This window comes from Microbacterium suaedae (assembly GCF_003254645.1).
GTDB lineage: Bacteria > Actinomycetota > Actinomycetes > Actinomycetales > Microbacteriaceae > Microbacterium > Microbacterium suaedae.
The window spans coordinates 523,078-540,015 of the sequence record NZ_PNFD01000003.1; the positions used below are offsets into that span (position 1 = coordinate 523,078).

Below are 16,938 nucleotides of genomic sequence, written 5' to 3' on the forward strand. Positions count from 1 at the left end.
GCGTCAGCGCAGAAGCAGGTTCGGCTGCAACAGGTACTTGAAGTTGTCGCTCGCGGCGTCGTCGACCGACGTCTGCGCCGTCACGAGGATCGGGCTGAGCTTGTTCGCGTTGTCGCTCGACGTGAACGTGATTCGCGCGAACTCGCTCTTCACAGCGCCGAGCGCGTCGAGGAGGTACTGCGGGTTCAGACCGATCGTGACCTCGTCGCCGCCCGTCAGGGTCGCATCGACCGACTCCGACGCGCGCGCCTGGTCTCCGCCCGCGGCGTCCATCGTGACCTCGTTCTGGCCGAACGTGAACCGAAGAGGAGCCGAGCGATCGAGAACGAGGGCGACGCGGCGCACCGCCTCGCTGAGGTCGCTCGTCGAGACGACGGCATAGTGGCCGGTCTGCTCGGGGAACAGGCGCTTGACGGGAGGGAAGTTGCCCTTGATGAGCAACGAGGTCACCGTCTTGTTGCCCGCCGTGAAGGCGATGATCTCGCGGTCTCCCGACCCCGAGAACGCGATCGAGATGTTCCCTCCGTGGGAGAACGTCTTGCCGACCTCGGTGAGAGTGCGGGCGGGTACGAGAGCCTGCGACTCTTCCTGTCCGCCGTCCCAGTCGATGTCGCGGAGCGCGACCCGGTACCGGTCGGTCGCGACGAGACTCAGCTGCGTGCCGCTGACGGCGAGCTGCACGCCCGTGAGAACCGGGGTCACGTCGTCGCGCGACGCTGCGAACGCCACCTGTGAGATCGCAGTCGCGAAGTCCTCGCCCGGGACGAGCCCGGACTCGCCCGTGACCTCGGGGATCGCGGGGTATTCCTCGACGGGCATCGACGCGAGCGCGAACCGTGCGGGGCCGCAGACGACGGCGACATTGCCGTCTTCCTCGGTCGAGACCTCGATCGGAGCGTTCGGCAGGCGGTTTGCGATGTCGTTCAGAAGTCGACCGTGGACGAGGATCGTGCCGGGCTCGTCGATCGTCGCCTCGATCGTCGTCCGGGCGGATGCCTCGTAGTCGAACGCGGACAGGGAGAGCGCACCATCGTCGGTCGCCTCAATGAGCACGCCAGCGAGGATCGGCTGCGGGTTGCGCTGCGGCAGCAGCTTGACGACGAACGAGACCGCCTCGCTGAAGACGTCGCGGTTCACGTGGAACTTCACGTAACTCTCCCTCATGTGCGGAAAAAGCCAGTGCGACACGAAGACTCCGCACCGGTCGGTGCGCACATGTCGCGGGGAACCAATGCTAGTGGTTCCGCTCGACCGCTCGTCGCATGGTCTCGGCTGTGGTCATCGGAGGCCGCCCTTCATCAGAGTGTTCTCTTAACGGCGTTAACAGCTGTGGAGAATGTGGATAACTCTGTGGAGCGCAGTCGGCAGTAGGAAACTACACCCGTGTGAGTTGTGGATGCCGTGCGGAGGGGGCGTGGAAGCGCGGGAGGGGGCCGATCGGTCGCCCACAGCGGTTTTCACACATCGAGCGCGTGTCGTACACAGTCGGCGAGGCGTGTCTCCACAGTTATCCACAGCTTCTCCACACGGTGGAGAACTCTTAACGTCTGATCGGGGGACCTGTCAAGACCCTCCTGTGGATGACGTCACCTCGCGTTCACCTTGGACGCGCCCGGGATCCGCGTGATCACGCGAAGAACCCCCGGTGAGAGGACCGGGGGTTCTGTGGATAACTTGTGGATAAGTCGTCAGGATCGCGACGAATCATGGGATCCGTCCGTGGATGGATCGGGGGACGCACCCCGTCAGCGACGACCGAGCTGCGCCGTGATCTCCTGCACCTGGTTGTACAGCTGCCGTTTCTCTTTCATCAGCTCGGTGATTTTCTTCGTGGCATACATGACCGTCGTGTGGTCACGACCGCCGAACAGCTGGCCGATCTTCGGGAGGGACAGATTGGTCCGCTCGCGACAGAGATACATGGCGATCTGGCGCGCCTGAGCGATCGCTTGCGCACGCCCGGGGCCGTACAGGTCATCGACCGTGAGCTTGAAGTACGCGGCGGTCGCCTGGATGATGTCGGTGGGCGAGACGACCGTGTCGTCCGGCTTGTCGACGATGTCTCGTAGCACGCCCTCCGCGAGATCTCGGCTGACCTCTGAGCGATTGAGGCTGGCGAAAGCCGAGACGCGGATCAGGGCGCCTTCCAGCTCGCGGATATTCGTCGAGACCATCGATGCGATGTACTCGATCACGTCCTCGGGGATGTAGATGCGCTCGCTCGAAGCCTTCTTGCGGAGGATCGCGATGCGTGTCTCGAGGTCGGGTGCCTGCACATCCGTGATGAGCCCCCACTCGAATCGAGAGCGCATGCGGTCCTCGAAGCCCGTCAGCAGGCGGGGCGCGACGTCGCTCGTGATCACGACCTGCTTGTCGTGGTCGTGGAGGGTGTTGAAGGTGTGGAAGAACGTCTCCTGGGTCTCGGCCTTGCCCTGGAGGAACTGGATGTCGTCGATCAACAGGATGTCGAGGTCGCGATAGCGGGCGTTGAAGGCGGCGCCGCGGTTGTTCGCGATCGAGTTGATGAAGTCGTTCGTGAACTCCTCGCTCGACACGTAGCGCACGCGCACGCCGGGGAAGAGATTCTGCGCGTAATCGCCGATCGCGTGGAGGAGGTGGGTCTTGCCGAGGCCCGAGTCGCCGTAGATGAACAGCGGGTTGTACGCCTTCGCCGGTGCCTCCGCGACCGCGACAGCCGCGGCGTGCGCGAAGCGGTTGGATTGGCCGATGACGAAGTTGTCGAAGGTGTACTTCGGGTTGAGCCGCGTCTCGCTGCGCGGCTGAGCATGCGCCTGTTCGATCGGGCGCGGACCTGATCGCTCAGCGTGCTTCTGATCGCGTGACTGAGCTTCCTCGCCAATCGGATTCGGCTCAGGGACGTACGGCTGATCCGCGAGCTCGGGATTCACGACGACCCGGAACGAGGTCACGTCGTCGCCGATCCGCGCGAGCGCGTCCATCAGAGGATCGCGCATGCGCTTGTTGATCTGGCCGGCGGTGAGGTCGTTGGGGACGTCGAGGTACAGGGCGCCGCCCATCACCCCCTGCGCGACCGCCAGATTGAGGAAGCCCTCGAGCTGCGGCGTGATCCGATCGTCCTCTTCGAGCTCAGCGAGCACGAGGCGCCAGATCGGTACGTCCGGGACGTCTGCCATCCGCTCACTCCCCTTGTTGTTCACAGCCTGTGGATAACTTCGAATACGCTAGTCATGTCGGCGCTCTCCCGCAAACATCTGCACAACGGCGACCGCGTGTCTATCGCGAGGTCCCGCGGGGGCTGTGGGGATACTGACAGCTTCGGCACACAGTTTGCGTGGTCACGGCGTGTCGGCGTAGTCTGTTGCGGTTGACTTGTGCCCGTTGTGGGCATCCCGCAAGACGTCTCCGGTCGAACCAGTCCCGGTGACATTTCCTCCCGGAGTGAGAAGGCTATGAGCAAGCGCACTTTCCAGCCCAACAACCGTCGTCGCGCCAAGAAGCACGGTTTCCGCGCCCGTATGCGGACCCGCGCCGGCCGCGCGATCCTGAACGCACGCCGCGCCAAGGGCCGCGGCGAGCTCTCGGCATAACGCCTCAGCGGCACGCCGCACGTGCTCTCCCGTCCGCAGCGCATCACTCGCGGGATCGACTACCGAACAGTCGTCCGGCGGGGCGCGCGGCGCGCGGGGGCGGTGCACATCGTGCACGTCATCGATACGGGCGAGCAGAGGCTTCCGCGGTTCGGTTTCATCGTGAGCAAGGCCGTGGGCAATGCGGTCACCCGCAACACGGTTCGCCGGCGGCTCAAGGCGATCTGTCATGAGGCGAGCCCACGCGTGCGTCCCGGAGCGGATGTCGTGATCCGGGCGCTGCCCGTCTCGGCGGCGACTCCTTTCGCCGAACTGCGACGTGACGTCATCCGCGGACTCGAGCGCAAGGCGGCGCTGTGAGCGTCCTTCCCGCGTCGGCCACAGGGTCGGCGCGGTTTCGCGTATCTGACGCGATGCGTGCGATCCCGCTGCTGCCACGCGACGCAGGGATCCTCCTTCTGCTCGGATATCGCGCGACGATCTCGAAGCTGTACGGCGATGTGTGCCGCTACTACCCGTCATGCTCGGCATACGCCGTGACGGCGGTTCAGCAGCACGGCCTCGTGAGAGGATCGTGGATGGCTCTCGTGCGCATCGCGCGGTGTCACCCCTGGGCGGCTGGCGGCGAGGACGATGTGCGACCCCACGAGAATTTCCGATACGACCTGACCCCCCGCGGCTTCGTCGTGCCGCGTCGAAAGGACTGACCCTCCGTGGACTTCTTCGGAACGATCCTCTTCCCCATCCGATGGGTGATCGAGGCTATCCTCGTCGGCTGGCACTGGGTATGGACCTCTCTGGGGCTGCCGGGCGCCGGAGGCCTCGCGTGGGTCCTGTCGATCGTGGGCGTCGTCGTCATCGTGCGACTGGCGATCTTCCCGCTGTTCGTGAAGCAGATCAAGAGCCAGCGCAAGATGATGGAGCTGGCTCCTGAGATCAAGAAGATCCAGACGAAGTACAAGGGCAAGAAGGATCAGCTCTCGCGCGAGGCGATGAGCCGCGAGACGATGGCCCTGTACAAGAAGCACGGCACGACGCCCGTCTCGGGCTGTCTGCCGCTGCTCGTGCAGATGCCGATCTTCTTCTCGCTCTTCTGGACGCTGCGCGACATCAACATCTGGGCGGAGAACGACGACCCGGGTCTGAACACCTGGCTGTTCACGGTCGAGCGCGTGCATCAGTTCAACGATGCGTCGCTGTTCGACATCGCGCCGTTGAGCATGACGCTCGTCGATCACTTCAACTTCCCGATGGCGACGTCCACTGCGGCGATCGTGCTGATGATCATCCTCGTCACGCTGATGATCGCGACGCAGTTCATCACGCAGCTGCAGATCGTCTCGAAGAACCTCTCCCCCGAGGCGAAGACCGGCCAGGCCTACCAGATGCAGCGCATCATGCTGTGGGTCATCCCGTTCGCGATGATCTTCTCGGGCGTCTTCTTCCCGCTCGGCGTTGTGACCTACTGGTTCTTCAACAACCTCTGGACGATGGGCCAGCAGTTCTACATCATCCACGAGAACCCGACGCCGGGGTCCGAGGCCGCGCAGGCCCGCGAGGAGCGCCTGGCGAAGAAGGGCAAGGCCGTCAACTCCCACGGCAAGGTCGTCTCGATGGCCGAGTACGAGCGTGAACAAGAGGAGCTCGCGCGACAGGCTGAGATCGCGCGTCAGGAGAAGGCGAAGCGCGTGCAGCCGAAGGGCAAGAAGCGCGCGAAGAAGGACCAGCAGCGAGGCCAGGGCGGAACGCCGCAGGCGGACAAGGGCACCGGGAAGGCACCGTGACGATGAACGAAGACACTCCGACGGACGAGCAGCTCGAACGCGAAGGCGATATCGCGGCCGACTTCCTCGAAGGCTTCCTCGACATCGCCGACATCGACGGCGACCTTGAGCTCGACGTGCGTCAGGGGCGGGCGTATGTGTCCGTCGAAAGCGACGACGATTCCCTCAAGGCTCTCGCGGATCCGGACACCGTACAGGCGCTGCAGGAGGTCACGCGTCTGGCGGTGCAGCGCGAGACGGGCGAGTTCTCACGACTGATTCTCGATGTCGGCGGATCCCGCGACGCGCGACGCGCACAGCTGACGGGTCTTGTGGACCATGCGATCGCGCGCCTCGAGGAGGGCGCGTCGCAGGCATCGCTGCCGGCGATGAGCTCGTACGAACGCAAGATCGTGCACGACATCGTCGCTGAACGCGGCTACACCTCTGAGTCGTACGGCGAGCGGGACGCACGTCACACGGTGGTGCGCAAGGCGTGAGCGCCCTCGACGAGCTCGAGCCGGAGCCCGCGGAGGCGACCGCGCTGTTCGGCGACCGCATCGACCTTGCGCGCCGATTCGCCCACGCGCTGGCCGAGCACGGCGAGGAACGCGGCCTGATCGGTCCGCAGGAGGTTCCGCGGCTGTGGAACCGGCACATCCTCAACTCTGCCGTGGCGGCCCCGCTGTTCCCGACGGGCGGCCGCGTGGGAGACGTCGGATCCGGGGCTGGACTCCCCGGCATCGTTCTCGCGATCGCGCGTCCCGATGTGGAGTGGGTTCTCATCGAGCCGATGGAGCGCCGCGTGGCCTGGCTCGCCGAACAGGTCGAGGGCCTGGGCCTAGAGAACGTGACGATCGAACGAGCGCGTGCTGAGGAGGCCGGGCGCTACGAGGAGATCCTCGACGCGGTCACCGCTCGCGCGGTTTCGGCGCTGCGGACACTCATTCCGTGGACGGCGCCGCTTGTGCGAGACGGCGGCGAGCTGATCCTCCTCAAGGGGCAGAGCGTCGAGGGAGAGATCGAGAAGGCCGCGAAGGTGATCCGCAAGCACAAGCTGAGCGATGTGCGGGTCGAAGTCCTCGGCGAGGGCGAGATTGCCGAGCCCACGCGCGTGTTCCGCGCCGTCGTCCGGGGCTGACGAAGCGGTCGGTCGGGCGGCTCCTCAGCGATCTATTGAGGGCCGATCCGCTCACTCGCGCAGGGCTCGGCTGATGCCCGCCGATGTGCTCTGGTGCTGCATCCAGAGGGCCCAGCGCACGACCGGCGCGAGGATCCATCGCATGACCGGCGTGATCAGGCGCCGCAGGCCGGTGGGCCGCGCGGTGCGTTCCCAGCTGACAGTGACAGACAGCTGCGTTCCGGAGGCCGCCGGCTCGAGCGAGATCGAGATCCTGCGGGTGTTGGAATGCGGATCGTCGGGATAGTGGAAGCGCCATGTGACGCGCTGCTCGGTCGAGTTCGCGGTGAGGTGTGCGTGCTGCCGCATGTGCTGCGGCTTCACCGCGATGGTTGTGCCGTCGGGTCGTACGGTGCGTGTCCACGCCTGCCAGACGTCTCCGTCCGGATCGACGCGGCCGATGATCGCATCCCATTCGGGGAGACGCTCGGGTGTGGTTAGGAGGACCCAGACGGCCTCGGGCATCGCGGGAACGAAGGCGATTTCCGTCCGTTCGATGCGACCCCGACGGGGCACATCGAGGTGATCCGGGATCTGGTCGGCCTCCTCCAGTTGCGCGGCGATTCTCTCGGGACTCGTGCCCAGGCGCGTGAGGATCTCCGCGATGATCCCGCTCGGCTCGTCGAGCAGTTCTCGCAGCACGGCCGATGCGCCGCGCGCATCTTTTCGTCGCCCGGCCCGCGTGAAGACCTCGATCGCACGGTCGGTCCACTCGTACTGGCCGTCTTCGTGGAAGGTGATGCGGTTCTCGGAGGGCAGTTCCGCCTCGATGCCGAGGGAAGCGATCTGCGCGCCGTGCTGGTCTGCGACCGCCGTCCTCGCGGCCTCGAGGGTGATCCCCGTGCGGCGTAGCACCTGACCGGCGGTTTGTTCGCTGAGAAGCAGGGCGAGGAAGAGGTGCTCGATGTCAGCGTCGTGAACCCCGAACCGCGACGCCTCTTCCATTGCCGCGATCGACAGCGTCTGCGTCGTCGCGTAGATGCGTGTGATTCGGCTCATCGACTTCTCCTCGCGATGTCGATCGTCGGATCGATCCTCTTCGCGTACTTCTTGTGCACGGCCTGCCGGGTGACGCCGAGCGCATCCGCGGCGTCCTGCCAGGTCATACCGGCCCGGAGCGCGGCTTCGACCTGACGCAGCTCGAGGACGTCGGTGAGCGTGCGCAGCGATGCGATCGCCCGGAGCCCGGCGCGCGGATCCGTGGTGTCGGCGGCTCGTTTCGCAACCTGTGTTGCTTCCATAGCGTCAATGTACGTTGCGTTCGGATTCGTGTCAACATCGGTTGCGAACGCGGCGATGGCTGTGGCCGATTTCCGCTAGTTGATCGATCCCGGTCGTGCGAAGCTGGACCTGTGACGGTGAACATGACCTTCGATGAGCGGTACCGTGCGATCTGCGCGCGGGATGTGCGATTCGATGGGCAGTTCGTGACGGCAGTCCGGTCGACCGGCATCTACTGCCGGCCCAGTTGCCCCGCGCGTACGCCTCGGGCGCAGAACGTGGCCTTCTTCCTCACGAGCGCGGCCGCGCACGAAGCGGGCTTTCGCGCGTGTAAGCGGTGCCTTCCGGAGGCGGCACCCGGATCCCCGGAATGGAATCTGCGCGGTGACGTCGCCGCCCGGGCGATGCGGATGATCGCCGACGGGCTTGTCGAGCGTGAGGGCACGACGGGGCTCGCGGCTCGGCTCGGATACTCGCCCCGCCACCTCACGCGAATGCTGTCCGCGGAACTCGGTGCCGGTCCGCTGGCGCTCGCCCGTGCGCACCGTGCGCAGACGGCGCGCACGCTCCTTGTCGAGACAGATCTGGCCGTGGCGGATGTGGCCTTCTCGGCGGGTTTCGCGAGCGTGCGACAGTTCAACGACACCGTGCGCGAAGTCTTCGGTGTCACTCCGACGGCGCTGCGGGCGCGGCGGCGGTCCCCGCTGTCGGGCGCGGTGCCAGCCGGAATCTCTCTCGCCCTCCCCTATCGGAGTCCGCTCGATGCGGAGGGCCTTTTCGCGTGGATGCGTCCGCGCGCCGTCGCGGGTGTGGAGGAAGCGGCGAACGACTCGTTCGCACGCACCATCCGCCTTCCGCGCGGCGTCGCGTGGTTCCGGATCCGCGCGGACGGCCCGAATCTGAAATTGGACGCGCAGCTCGCGCAGCTGGCGGACCTCGGCACGCTTGTCGCGCGTGTTCGCCGACTCTTCGATCTTGACGCGGACCCGGTCGCGATCGATTCGGCGCTCTCGGCGCATCCCGAGCTCGCTCCTCTTGTCGCACGGATCCCGGGAATCCGCGTTCCCGGCGCCGCGGATCCGTTCGAGATGCTCGTGCGCGCGATGGTTGGGCAGCAGATATCGGTGTCGGCGGCAACGACCCACCTGGGGCGAATTGCGGAGGAGCTCGGGGAGCGCGTCGACGTGGCGGGGCGCGAGAGGACTCTCTTCCCGACACCCGAGGCGATCGCGCTGCACGGTTCGGAAGTGGTGCGTGGGCCTGCGTCGCGTGTTCGCGCGATCGTTGAGGCCGCCGAGGCCGTTGCATCCGACGCACTTCCGCTGACTTCGTCGGACGACGGGCCGACGCAGCGCGCCGAGCTGCTGTCGATCCGCGGGATCGGGCCCTGGACGGCAGACTATGTGCGCATGCGGGTGCTGTCGGATCCCGACGTGATGCTGACCGGGGATCTGGCGCTGCGCGCGGGCGCGGGCGCGTGCGGACTGCCCACGGATCCGAAGCCGCTTGCAGCGTGGGCGTCGCGTGCCGCGCCTTGGCGCTCGTACCTATCCGCCCATCTTTGGAGGCGCGCGCCAGCTTCTCGTACCACGTCGGGGAAGCGGCCGAATGGAGAACTGCGCGACGGGACGGGCGTGTCCTCGATCGGCGGCTGAGGCCGGCCTCCGCGACTTCCTGCCAGCTCTGTCCTGGATGACTTTTGGCTGTCATGATCAAGACATGACCTTTGCGAACGTGGGGACGCTCGGAGTGCTTCCCGGGCACCGAGACGATGTGGTGCGGATCCTCACGCGGCGTTCCGCGGACCTTGCGGACGCTGGATGCCTTCTCTACGAAGTGGGCGTGAACGATGAGCATGCCGACCCGGAGACGGTCTTCGTCGCCGAGCTGTGGACATCGGCGGAGGCACACGCAGCTTCGCTCGATCTCCCAAGCGTGCGTGCGGCGATCGCAGAGGCTGCTCCGCTTCTCAGCGGCCAGATGGGCGGGTTCCGCTTCGATGTCGTGGGATCGCCGCTCCGCGAGGAGTGATGCGTGTATGCGGTCGTGGAGCGAGGAGATCTGAGTGTACGAGACATCTGCTGAAGTTGACCGACTCCAGTCGCTCATGGAGGCGTCGCATTCGCGTGCGACGGGTCATCTGCGCTCCATCATCTCAGGTAGCCACCACCTCACTTCGGCACGCGAGCTTCTCCCCCACCTCGAGGGCATGCGCGTGCTCAGCCTCGCGACCGTGACGGCGCGCGGAGAGCCGCGGGTGAGTGCCGTCGACGGCCATTTCCTGCATGGTGCTTGGACATTCGGTACCGATGGGCACTCCGCGAAGGCGCGCCATCTGTCCGCTCGCCCCTCCGCGAGTGCGGCGTACATCGATGGTGAGCGACTGGGGTTCTTCACTCACGGAACGGTCGAGCGCCTGGACAAGTCGGACGATTCCTGGGAAGGCGTGCTCGAACACTGGAACGCGTACTACGACAGTGATCCCCGCACCTGGGGTGACGACGTGAGGCTGTATCGCCTGCACCCCTCGTGGTGCGTGGCCTATGTCGGCGAAGCGTGAGAGTGCCGTTGCAGACGCCGTTCTGGCCCTCTCGATGATGTTTCACGTGAAACATGTCCCGGCGGATGGCAAGCTGAGTCGGGATCGGGGCGAGGTCGCATTCTGCGTTCGTCCCGTCGGTCGGGTCCATGGCGGCGATGGGCAGTCGTCTTTGGCCGAGATGGGACGGGCCCCGCATCGCACGCGGGGTTGAATGTTCTACTTCGTTCATGAGCCTCGCTCGTCGTAGTCCTGAACACGTGTTGGGCTCATACCGATGACGCACGGATTGCGGAACGAGGTCGTGGACCCCTCTCCCCCCGCCCGCGCGGGAGCAGGTGTCGACACCTCCCTTGCGAGGTCTCGTGGCGGAGGTAATGCGAGAGAACCCTATGCGTTGGTCGCCTGGTCGTGGGCGTCTGGTCCCGGCGGAGACAGAGGCGGCAGTCATTGGACTGGGAACGACGTATCCCTCCGAGGATCACGGCGATGATTCACGTGAAGCAGAGGAGGTGCGCCGCGCTACGGGGACGAGCGCGTCTTTGTGGCGACGGCGATCTGACGGGTGCGCGGAACTGCACGCAGAGGTGCGCGCATGGACGCCGAGTGCTCAGGTATTCGCGCGCCTGTGACGGCGTGCCCGCATCCAACCGGTGCCTCTGTGACGTGCGGACGTGGATCGATGGACCGTGTGATGAACGGATTCGGCACGCTGATCAATGTTGCGTGGTCCGCTGACGACGCTGTCTGGGGCGGGGTCGCATGTCGGTGAGGAGGCCGTTTCACGTGAAACATACGTGATGGTGCGACTCTTCGCCTCGAGACGACGTCAAGCCTCACACCCTCGAGAGGCTCGCCGGATGGAAGGCGGGAAGGGCAGAGAGTGACGTCCAACGACAATGGACGATGGCCGTGTCGATCGTTGTGGAAGTACTGCACCGGGGCGCCAGGGCGGGACGTGACCGAGCGGTTCGGGAGGTGGAACGTGATCTACATCCGGTTCACTCGATGGGCCAAGGACGGAACCTGGGAGAAGCTGCTTGCCTCGGTGCAGGAGCAAGCCGACGTTGGCGGGGAGATCGGCTGGGTTGTCTCAATCGACTCGACCATCGCGCGCGTGCCTCAGCACGGTGCGATCCTGAAGCGTAACGCCGGGGCTTCTGCCGAGTCACAAGAGGTCGTGGTGCGAGCCGCCTGGTCACGGCATCGGCCGTTCCCGTGGCGGGCTGACGACGTAGCTGCACTTGGTCCGCGACCGCCGCGACAGGCCGCTGGGGATGATACGCGCGGGTGGGATTGCCAATGACACCACGATGATCTCTGCGGTGCGCGACGACGTTCGCGTGCCTTGCGCCGGGAAGGGCAGGCCCCGCACCCGTCTCGGCCGGGTACTCGTCGACAAGGGATACCCGTCGAAGGCGAACCGTGTAGGGCCTTGCGGCCGCGTGATTGCCGCGACGAACCCTGCGCGCGATGACCAGATCGCCCACCGTCGCAGGAGTCCTGGCCAGCCGGTCGTTTGACTTCGGTGGCCAGCAGCGGGAGCGCTTCAAGGGTCGAGACGTCGTTGAGTGGTGCGTCAACGGGTTCAAGCAGTGGCGGCGCATCGCGCTGTGCTTAAACACGACCCCACCCGAGACTTCAGGGCCGTGATCAGCCTCGCCGCCACGTTGATCTGGGCAGGATGGATCTGTCCCGTCGGGTCTGAGCATAGGCCGGACGGGACGGCAAATGTGAGGCAGGATGACGGGATGAGCGCCTACGTCCGCCCTTTGATCGACGAACCGGTGTTCCGCGATGCTGACGGTGCCGTGATCAATTACGGGGATCGGTGGCACGGGTCGCCTCCTGAGGACACCTACTCGGTCGATACACATCCCGAGCGGTTCGCACCCCTCCATGTCGTCGCCGACGCTCTCATCTCGCACCTCCGGGAGACGTACGACGTCGAGGTCGACGAAGGTGTTGAGACAGCGGGCGATCTGCTGCGTCCCGCATTTCATGATGTGGTGCGCGCCGTGCGGATACGGCCCAATGATCCGAAGTGTGCGTCCCTGACATTCGTCTTCACCGCCTATCCGGGGGTCTACATGCACGCGGGCCTGCTGCACGACTTCCATTACCCAGTCTGCGGTTGCGACGCATGCGATTCGAACTGGCCGGCCGAAGCCGATGAACTCGAGCAGCAGGTATTCGCGACGGTCAGCGGCAACTACCGAGAGACGATTGAACGCGGGCTTCACCCCTGGGTCGATTACGCCTTCACCTATCCCGACGGTGCGAGTTCCGGAAAGTCTGGCTCCCAAGGTCTTCCTGCCCAGCGCTTCAAAGACGCCAAACCCATCCTCGGCTCCCTTCCCGATGGATGGGCTTCCTGGCCGCGCTCGACCACAGCCTGCTCATCAACTCGTTCTAGGTGCGATTGACTCGTCACCGACGAAGATTCATGGGGGCAGCTCTCTCCCGGACCAAGTGGAGCAATGACTCACGCGAATCCGTGTTGTGCGGAAGTCAGCCCCGTCGCGAGAACGAGGCGGCCGGCGGAGCGTCCCGTTCAGGTGCACAAGCATCGGGCATGTGTCTGACCCCGAGCGGGGGTGCCGCGGCTGTGCGAGGTCGTGGGCTGAGTGTCCGGATGGCTCTGCGCGACCTGGAGTGTGTGCCCCGTGGGGCACTGGATCACTCGTGCGATGCCTCGCGGTGTGACGTACGCACCTGATTCGTTCCCGGTGGGGATTGGCGGGACGGTGGTCGCGTGGATGGGACGGAGAAGTTGTTTCACGTGAAACCTCGTGGTGCGCAGGGTCGCCTCCGTTGCGGACACAAGGTTGCGGGCGACGTACTCTCGTGAGCGCCCGTCCAATCAGGGCCGGGCTCCTGTCTGGGGCGCGCCGGTGTTCAATCTCGTGCGCCGCGCGGCTGGACGGATTCGCGACCGGACGAGATGTGCGTGCACCGATCGGGTGCAGCAAGTCCGTTTGGCGCGGTACAGGGTCACGGCGACCCATTCTGCCTCTCGGCGCGGACAGCGTGCCACCGATGTGAATCGGCGGGACCGGAGCCGCCTGCACGGGCCGGGAGGGGGGATGTTTCACGTGAAACGCTGTTGTACGAGAAGCGGGCCCGCAATGCGAGACCTGGGCGGCCTGCGGCGAGGAGCGCCTTCCTGGACACGTACAACCGGCGTGCGCGCGTATGGTGTGGTCGCCTAGCGGGCCGACGCGGGGTTGTGCGAGGGCTCGCGGGCTGCGCTGCTGGACGAGTTCGGAACGGTGTGGTGGGAGTCGCTGCCTGTCGGCGAACGGGGGTGGTCATGGCGCGCGAGGTGATCGGTTCCCCTACTGGTGTGGATCGCCGGAGACGGCGACGCCGGGAGAGCGTCGAGCGATGTTTCACGTGAAATCTCTGGTGCGAAGAGAGCCCGCAGTGCGGGAGCGGGGTGGCCGGCGGGGAGAGGCCTCCCTGGGGGCGTGCAACCGGCGTGCGCGGGTATGGTGCGGTCACGCTGAATGGTGGCGCGGGCTCTGCGCTGAGGGACGAGTGTCCAGAAGGGTGTGGTGGGGCGGCGCTCCCCTGTCAGCGAGGGGCTGCCATGGGGCTACTGGTGTGGAGCGGTGAAGACGGAATCGCCTGGAGAGGCTGGAGCGGTGTTTCACGTGAAGTTTCTGGTGCGAAGAGAGCCGCAGTGCGGGAGCGGGGTGGCCGGCAGGGAGGAGTCTCCATGGGTGGGTCCAACCGGCGTGCGCGGGCTGCGCTCTGGATGAGTCCGTATGGGTGTGTGGTGGCAAGCGCTCCCCGGTCGGCGAGGGGGCATCATGAGGCCTGAGGTGATCGGTTCCCCTACTGGTGTGGAGCGGCGGAGGCGGACTCGCCCGGGCGGGCAGGAGTGATGTTCCACGTGAAACCTATGGTGCGTAGGAAACCGACAGTGCGGGATCGGGATGGCCGGCGGATTCGAGCCTCCTTGGGCGCGTGCAACCAGCGTGCGCGCGTATGGCGCGGTTGTCCAGCGGGGCGTCCCGGGCTTCACTGCTGGACGAGTCCATAAGGGTGTAATGGGAGGCGCTCCCCTGTCGGCGAGTGTGCGGTCATGGGGCCCGCGAGGCGATCGGCTCCCCTTCCGCGGTGCGGATCAGCGGAGACGGAGTCGCCTGGAGAGGCTGGGGTGGTGTTTCACGTGAAACCCCGTATGGCGCGAAGGGAGCACCCGCAGTGCTGGAGAGGGGACGGCGAGGGGCAGCCTCCTTAGGCGCGTACAACCGGTGTGCGCGGGCATGGTGAAGCCACACAGCGGGCCGTGCGGGGGCTGCACTGCTGGACGAGTGCGGAAGGGTGTGGTGGGAGGCGCTGCCTGTCGACGGGGTGGTGTCGTAAGACCCGGGATGGTCGAGTCCCCTAGCGGTGTGGATCTGTGGAGACGGATTCGTCAGGACGGACAGGAGCGATGTTCCACGTGAAACATCTTGTGCGAAGGGAGCCCGCAGTGCGGGATCGTGACGGCCGGCGGTGGGAGACTCATCGGGCGCGTGCAACCGGCGTGTGCGCGTGTGGTGCGGGTGTCACCCAGCAGGGGCGGAACGACTGTGCGCGAGATCGCGAGATGCGCAGTTGGACGAGTCCGTATGGATGTGGTGGAAGGCGCTGCCTGTCGACGAGGGGGCGTTATGGGGCCCGAGGTGGTAGAGCTCCCCACCGGTGAGGAGTGGAAGATGGACTCTGCTGGAAAGGCTGGATGATGTTTCACGTGAAACCGTGTGGCGCGAAGTGAGCCGCAATGCGGGATCGAGGTGGCTTGCGGAGAGGAAGGCCTCCTTGGACACGTGCGACCTGCGTGTGCGCGTAAGGTGTCGCCACCCAACGGAGTGGAACGACTGTGCGCGAGATCGCGAGATGCGCAGTTGGACGAGTCCGTATGGATGTGGTGGAAGGCGCTGCCTGTCGACGAGGGGACGTCATGGAACCCGAGGTGATCGACCCCCGGTGAGGATCGGGAGATGGACTCACCAGGAGAGTCTGGGGTGATGTTTCACGTGAAACCGTATGGTGCGAAGTGAGCACGCAATGCGGGACCGAGGTGGCCGACGGAGAGGAGGGCCACCTTGGACACGTGCGACCTGCGTGTGCGCGTAAGGTGTCGCCACCCAACGGGGCGGAACGGCTGTGGGTGAGACCGCGAAGTGCGCTGCTGGACGAGTCTGAAAGTATGTCGGTGGGAGGCGCACCCCTGTCGGGAAGGGGCCGACATGGGGATCCGAGGTGACCAGCTCCCCTGCCGGTGTGGATCGCCGGAGACGGAATCGCCTGAAGGGACAGGAGTGATGTTTCACGTGAAACCGTGTGGCGCGAAGGGATACCGCAATGCGGGATCGTGACGGCGGCGGGGAGAACCTCCCTGGGTGCACAACAACCGGCGCGCGCGTATGGTGCGGTCACGCGCCAGGTGGGCCGCCGCGGGCTGCACCCTGCCGGACGAGTCCGTAAGGATGTGGTGGGAGGCGCTCTCTGTAGGTGGGGGCTGGTCTGGGACTCGAGGTGATCGACTCCCCTGCTGGCGCAAGTCGGGGAGATGGAATTGCCTGGACGGGCAGAAGTGATGTTTCACGTGAAACCCCGTGTGGTGCGAAGGGAACGCGAAACGCGGGCCCGAGAAGTCCGCAGCGCGTTCTGTGCGGCGTGTACCTCTCCTGAGCGGGAGCGGCGTTGAGCGGGGCAGTGCAGATTCATCTCGAGCTCGCGCGGTGCTGCACGGGTGGACGAGTCCGCCCGGCGGGGGGGGGTATGCGCCCCCTCGGGCAAGGCGTGCACGTGCGGCTCGGCGTGGTGACGCCCGGGCCATGGGTGGTCTCTGACCGGGGTGAACGGCTGCAGACGCTACGTTGCTCCGCGAAGCGTGTGCAGGGCCGATCCGCACCCGTTGTCTTCTCGTCGGCTCGGGGACCGCCGTCGTGGCGTCGAGTCGGGCGGCAGTGTTTCACGTGAAACTCGGTCACGACGCATCGCGAACCAAGATGATTCACGTGAGACGGCACGAACCGGCGGGCGCTTGGCAACGCGCGGCTGGCGGGTTGTGGTCGTCACATCGTCGAGCGCCCCACGCGGGGTCGAGCCCAATCCATGCAGAGGGAGAGAGTACTGAGAACCTTCAGCGAACGGACTTGAGCGTGGCGCACGCGGAGGCGCAGTGCCGACGGATGCGCGGCGTCAGCCCCGACGCCGGCTACACGTCCATTGGGTCTTGTTCCGGATGCACACCGTCGCGGGATGGACGTCGGCGCGGATCTCCCGTGAAGCGCGTACGGGGCTCCCCGCACATGAACGAGATTCGACGGCCACCCGCCGATCGAGAGCGATCCCTGAGGCGACGCCTCGGTGACCCGGGCGTCGTTATCGTCTGCCCCATCCCGGAGGAGTTGCGAATCCCGCCCTACTCAGGCCACTGCGGTCCGTATATCGCCGAGCATTGCGCACCGTAGATCCGCCGCAGGACTGCCCCACGGGCGACGAGAAGACCGATGGGGATGCGTCACGCGTCGCGGTCTTCCTTGCGAGCAGCCGCGGTCACCTCAGCGGTACGGACGAGCGCGCGCCCCGTAGGTGTTGACCCGACCGGCGGGTTGGCGCATCCCCAGGGAATGCCTGGTCGGTGCGGGCGGAGTCACACCAACG

At 66.0% G+C, this 16,938-nt stretch carries 15 protein-coding genes; 11 read left to right on the forward strand and 4 right to left on the reverse strand.

The features are described 5' to 3' along the window. Positions 1–3: 3 nt before the first annotated feature. Positions 4–1,149, reverse strand: coding sequence for a DNA polymerase III subunit beta (gene dnaN / locus C0012_RS11935; protein ID WP_110587961.1), 1,146 nt, complete (start codon positions 1,147–1,149; stop codon positions 4–6). Positions 1,150–1,745: 596 nt separating this feature from the next. Beyond that, positions 1,746–3,155 (reverse strand): chromosomal replication initiator protein DnaA, encoded by a 1,410-nt coding sequence (dnaA, locus tag C0012_RS11940; RefSeq protein ID WP_110587960.1) that lies wholly within the window; start codon positions 3,153–3,155, stop codon positions 1,746–1,748. 276 nt (positions 3,156–3,431) lie between these two features. On the opposite strand from dnaA, the gene rpmH reads away from it, so the two are divergent. Genes rpmH through rsmG form a run of 6 tightly spaced genes read left to right on the forward strand, consistent with a single transcriptional unit; the run spans position 3,432 to position 6,473 of the window. Next, positions 3,432–3,569 carry a 50S ribosomal protein L34 gene (gene rpmH / locus C0012_RS11945; RefSeq protein ID WP_110587959.1) on the forward strand — a complete coding sequence of 46 codons (138 nt, stop codon included), beginning with the start codon at positions 3,432–3,434 and terminating at the stop codon, positions 3,567–3,569. 21 nt (positions 3,570–3,590) lie between these two features. Beyond that, positions 3,591–3,929, forward strand: coding sequence for a ribonuclease P protein component (gene rnpA / locus C0012_RS11950; RefSeq protein ID WP_110587958.1), 339 nt, complete (start codon positions 3,591–3,593; stop codon positions 3,927–3,929). Next, positions 3,926–4,276: a membrane protein insertion efficiency factor YidD gene (gene yidD, locus C0012_RS11955; protein ID WP_232527911.1), complete on the forward strand. Its 351-nt coding sequence runs from the start codon at positions 3,926–3,928 to the stop codon at positions 4,274–4,276. The genes rnpA and yidD overlap by 4 nt, the downstream gene beginning before the upstream one ends. A gap of 6 nt (positions 4,277–4,282) precedes the next feature. Beyond that, positions 4,283–5,353, forward strand: a complete 1,071-nt coding sequence (gene yidC / locus C0012_RS11960) for a membrane protein insertase YidC (protein ID WP_110587957.1) — start codon at positions 4,283–4,285, stop codon at positions 5,351–5,353. 2 nt (positions 5,354–5,355) lie between these two features. After that, positions 5,356–5,832 (forward strand): Jag family protein, encoded by a 477-nt coding sequence (locus C0012_RS11965; RefSeq protein ID WP_110588154.1) that lies wholly within the window; start codon positions 5,356–5,358, stop codon positions 5,830–5,832. Continuing rightward, positions 5,829–6,473, forward strand: a complete 645-nt coding sequence (gene rsmG, locus C0012_RS11970) for a 16S rRNA (guanine(527)-N(7))-methyltransferase RsmG (RefSeq protein WP_110587956.1) — start codon at positions 5,829–5,831, stop codon at positions 6,471–6,473. Before C0012_RS11965 ends, rsmG begins: the two co-directional genes overlap by 4 nt. A 51-nt stretch (positions 6,474–6,524) precedes the next feature. On the opposite strand, the gene C0012_RS11975 is transcribed toward rsmG, so the two are convergent. Further along, a complete protein-coding gene (locus C0012_RS11975) occupies positions 6,525–7,511 on the reverse strand; it encodes a Clp protease N-terminal domain-containing protein (protein WP_110587955.1) in 987 nt (328 codons plus the stop codon). Next, positions 7,508–7,753, reverse strand: coding sequence for a hypothetical protein (locus tag C0012_RS11980; protein ID WP_110587954.1), 246 nt, complete (start codon positions 7,751–7,753; stop codon positions 7,508–7,510). The genes C0012_RS11975 and C0012_RS11980 overlap by 4 nt, the downstream gene beginning before the upstream one ends. Before the next feature lie 123 nt (positions 7,754–7,876). Here C0012_RS11980 and C0012_RS11985 point away from each other — a divergent pair, with 123 nt between their 5' ends. From C0012_RS11985 to C0012_RS12005, 5 genes are all read left to right on the forward strand, one after another. Then, the gene (locus C0012_RS11985; RefSeq protein WP_110588153.1) at positions 7,877–9,388 is read left to right on the forward strand and encodes an AlkA N-terminal domain-containing protein; all 1,512 of its coding nucleotides are present in this window, start codon (positions 7,877–7,879) and stop codon (positions 9,386–9,388) included. Between the two features lie 64 nt (positions 9,389–9,452). Continuing rightward, entirely contained in the window at positions 9,453–9,764 is a 312-nt protein-coding gene (locus C0012_RS11990) for a putative quinol monooxygenase (protein ID WP_110587953.1), read from the forward strand. A 34-nt stretch (positions 9,765–9,798) separates the two neighbouring features. Then, positions 9,799–10,293 carry a pyridoxamine 5'-phosphate oxidase family protein gene (locus tag C0012_RS11995; RefSeq protein WP_110587952.1) on the forward strand — a complete coding sequence of 165 codons (495 nt, stop codon included), beginning with the start codon at positions 9,799–9,801 and terminating at the stop codon, positions 10,291–10,293. Between the two features lie 862 nt (positions 10,294–11,155). Continuing rightward, complete coding sequence (locus C0012_RS15880; RefSeq protein WP_408631139.1) at positions 11,156–11,578, forward strand: transposase; 423 nt, start codon at positions 11,156–11,158, stop codon at positions 11,576–11,578. Positions 11,579–12,023: 445 nt separating this feature from the next. Continuing rightward, positions 12,024–12,698, forward strand: coding sequence for a DUF6226 family protein (locus C0012_RS12005; protein WP_110587950.1), 675 nt, complete (start codon positions 12,024–12,026; stop codon positions 12,696–12,698). Positions 12,699–16,938 lie beyond the last annotated feature (4,240 nt).

Coding starts and splice junctions, on each gene's coding strand:
- C0012_RS11980 (WP_110587954.1), bottom strand. CDS start 7,753: ATGGAAGCAACACAGGTTGCGAAACGAGCCGCCGACACCACGGATCCG.
- C0012_RS11990 (WP_110587953.1), top strand. CDS start 9,453: ATGACCTTTGCGAACGTGGGGACGCTCGGAGTGCTTCCCGGGCACCGA.
- C0012_RS11985 (WP_110588153.1), top strand. CDS start 7,877: ATGACCTTCGATGAGCGGTACCGTGCGATCTGCGCGCGGGATGTGCGA.
- C0012_RS12005 (WP_110587950.1), top strand. CDS start 12,024: ATGAGCGCCTACGTCCGCCCTTTGATCGACGAACCGGTGTTCCGCGAT.
- C0012_RS11975 (WP_110587955.1), bottom strand. CDS start 7,511: ATGAGCCGAATCACACGCATCTACGCGACGACGCAGACGCTGTCGATC.
- rpmH (WP_110587959.1), top strand. CDS start 3,432: ATGAGCAAGCGCACTTTCCAGCCCAACAACCGTCGTCGCGCCAAGAAG.
- dnaA (WP_110587960.1), bottom strand. CDS start 3,155: ATGGCAGACGTCCCGGACGTACCGATCTGGCGCCTCGTGCTCGCTGAG.
- C0012_RS11965 (WP_110588154.1), top strand. CDS start 5,356: ATGAACGAAGACACTCCGACGGACGAGCAGCTCGAACGCGAAGGCGAT.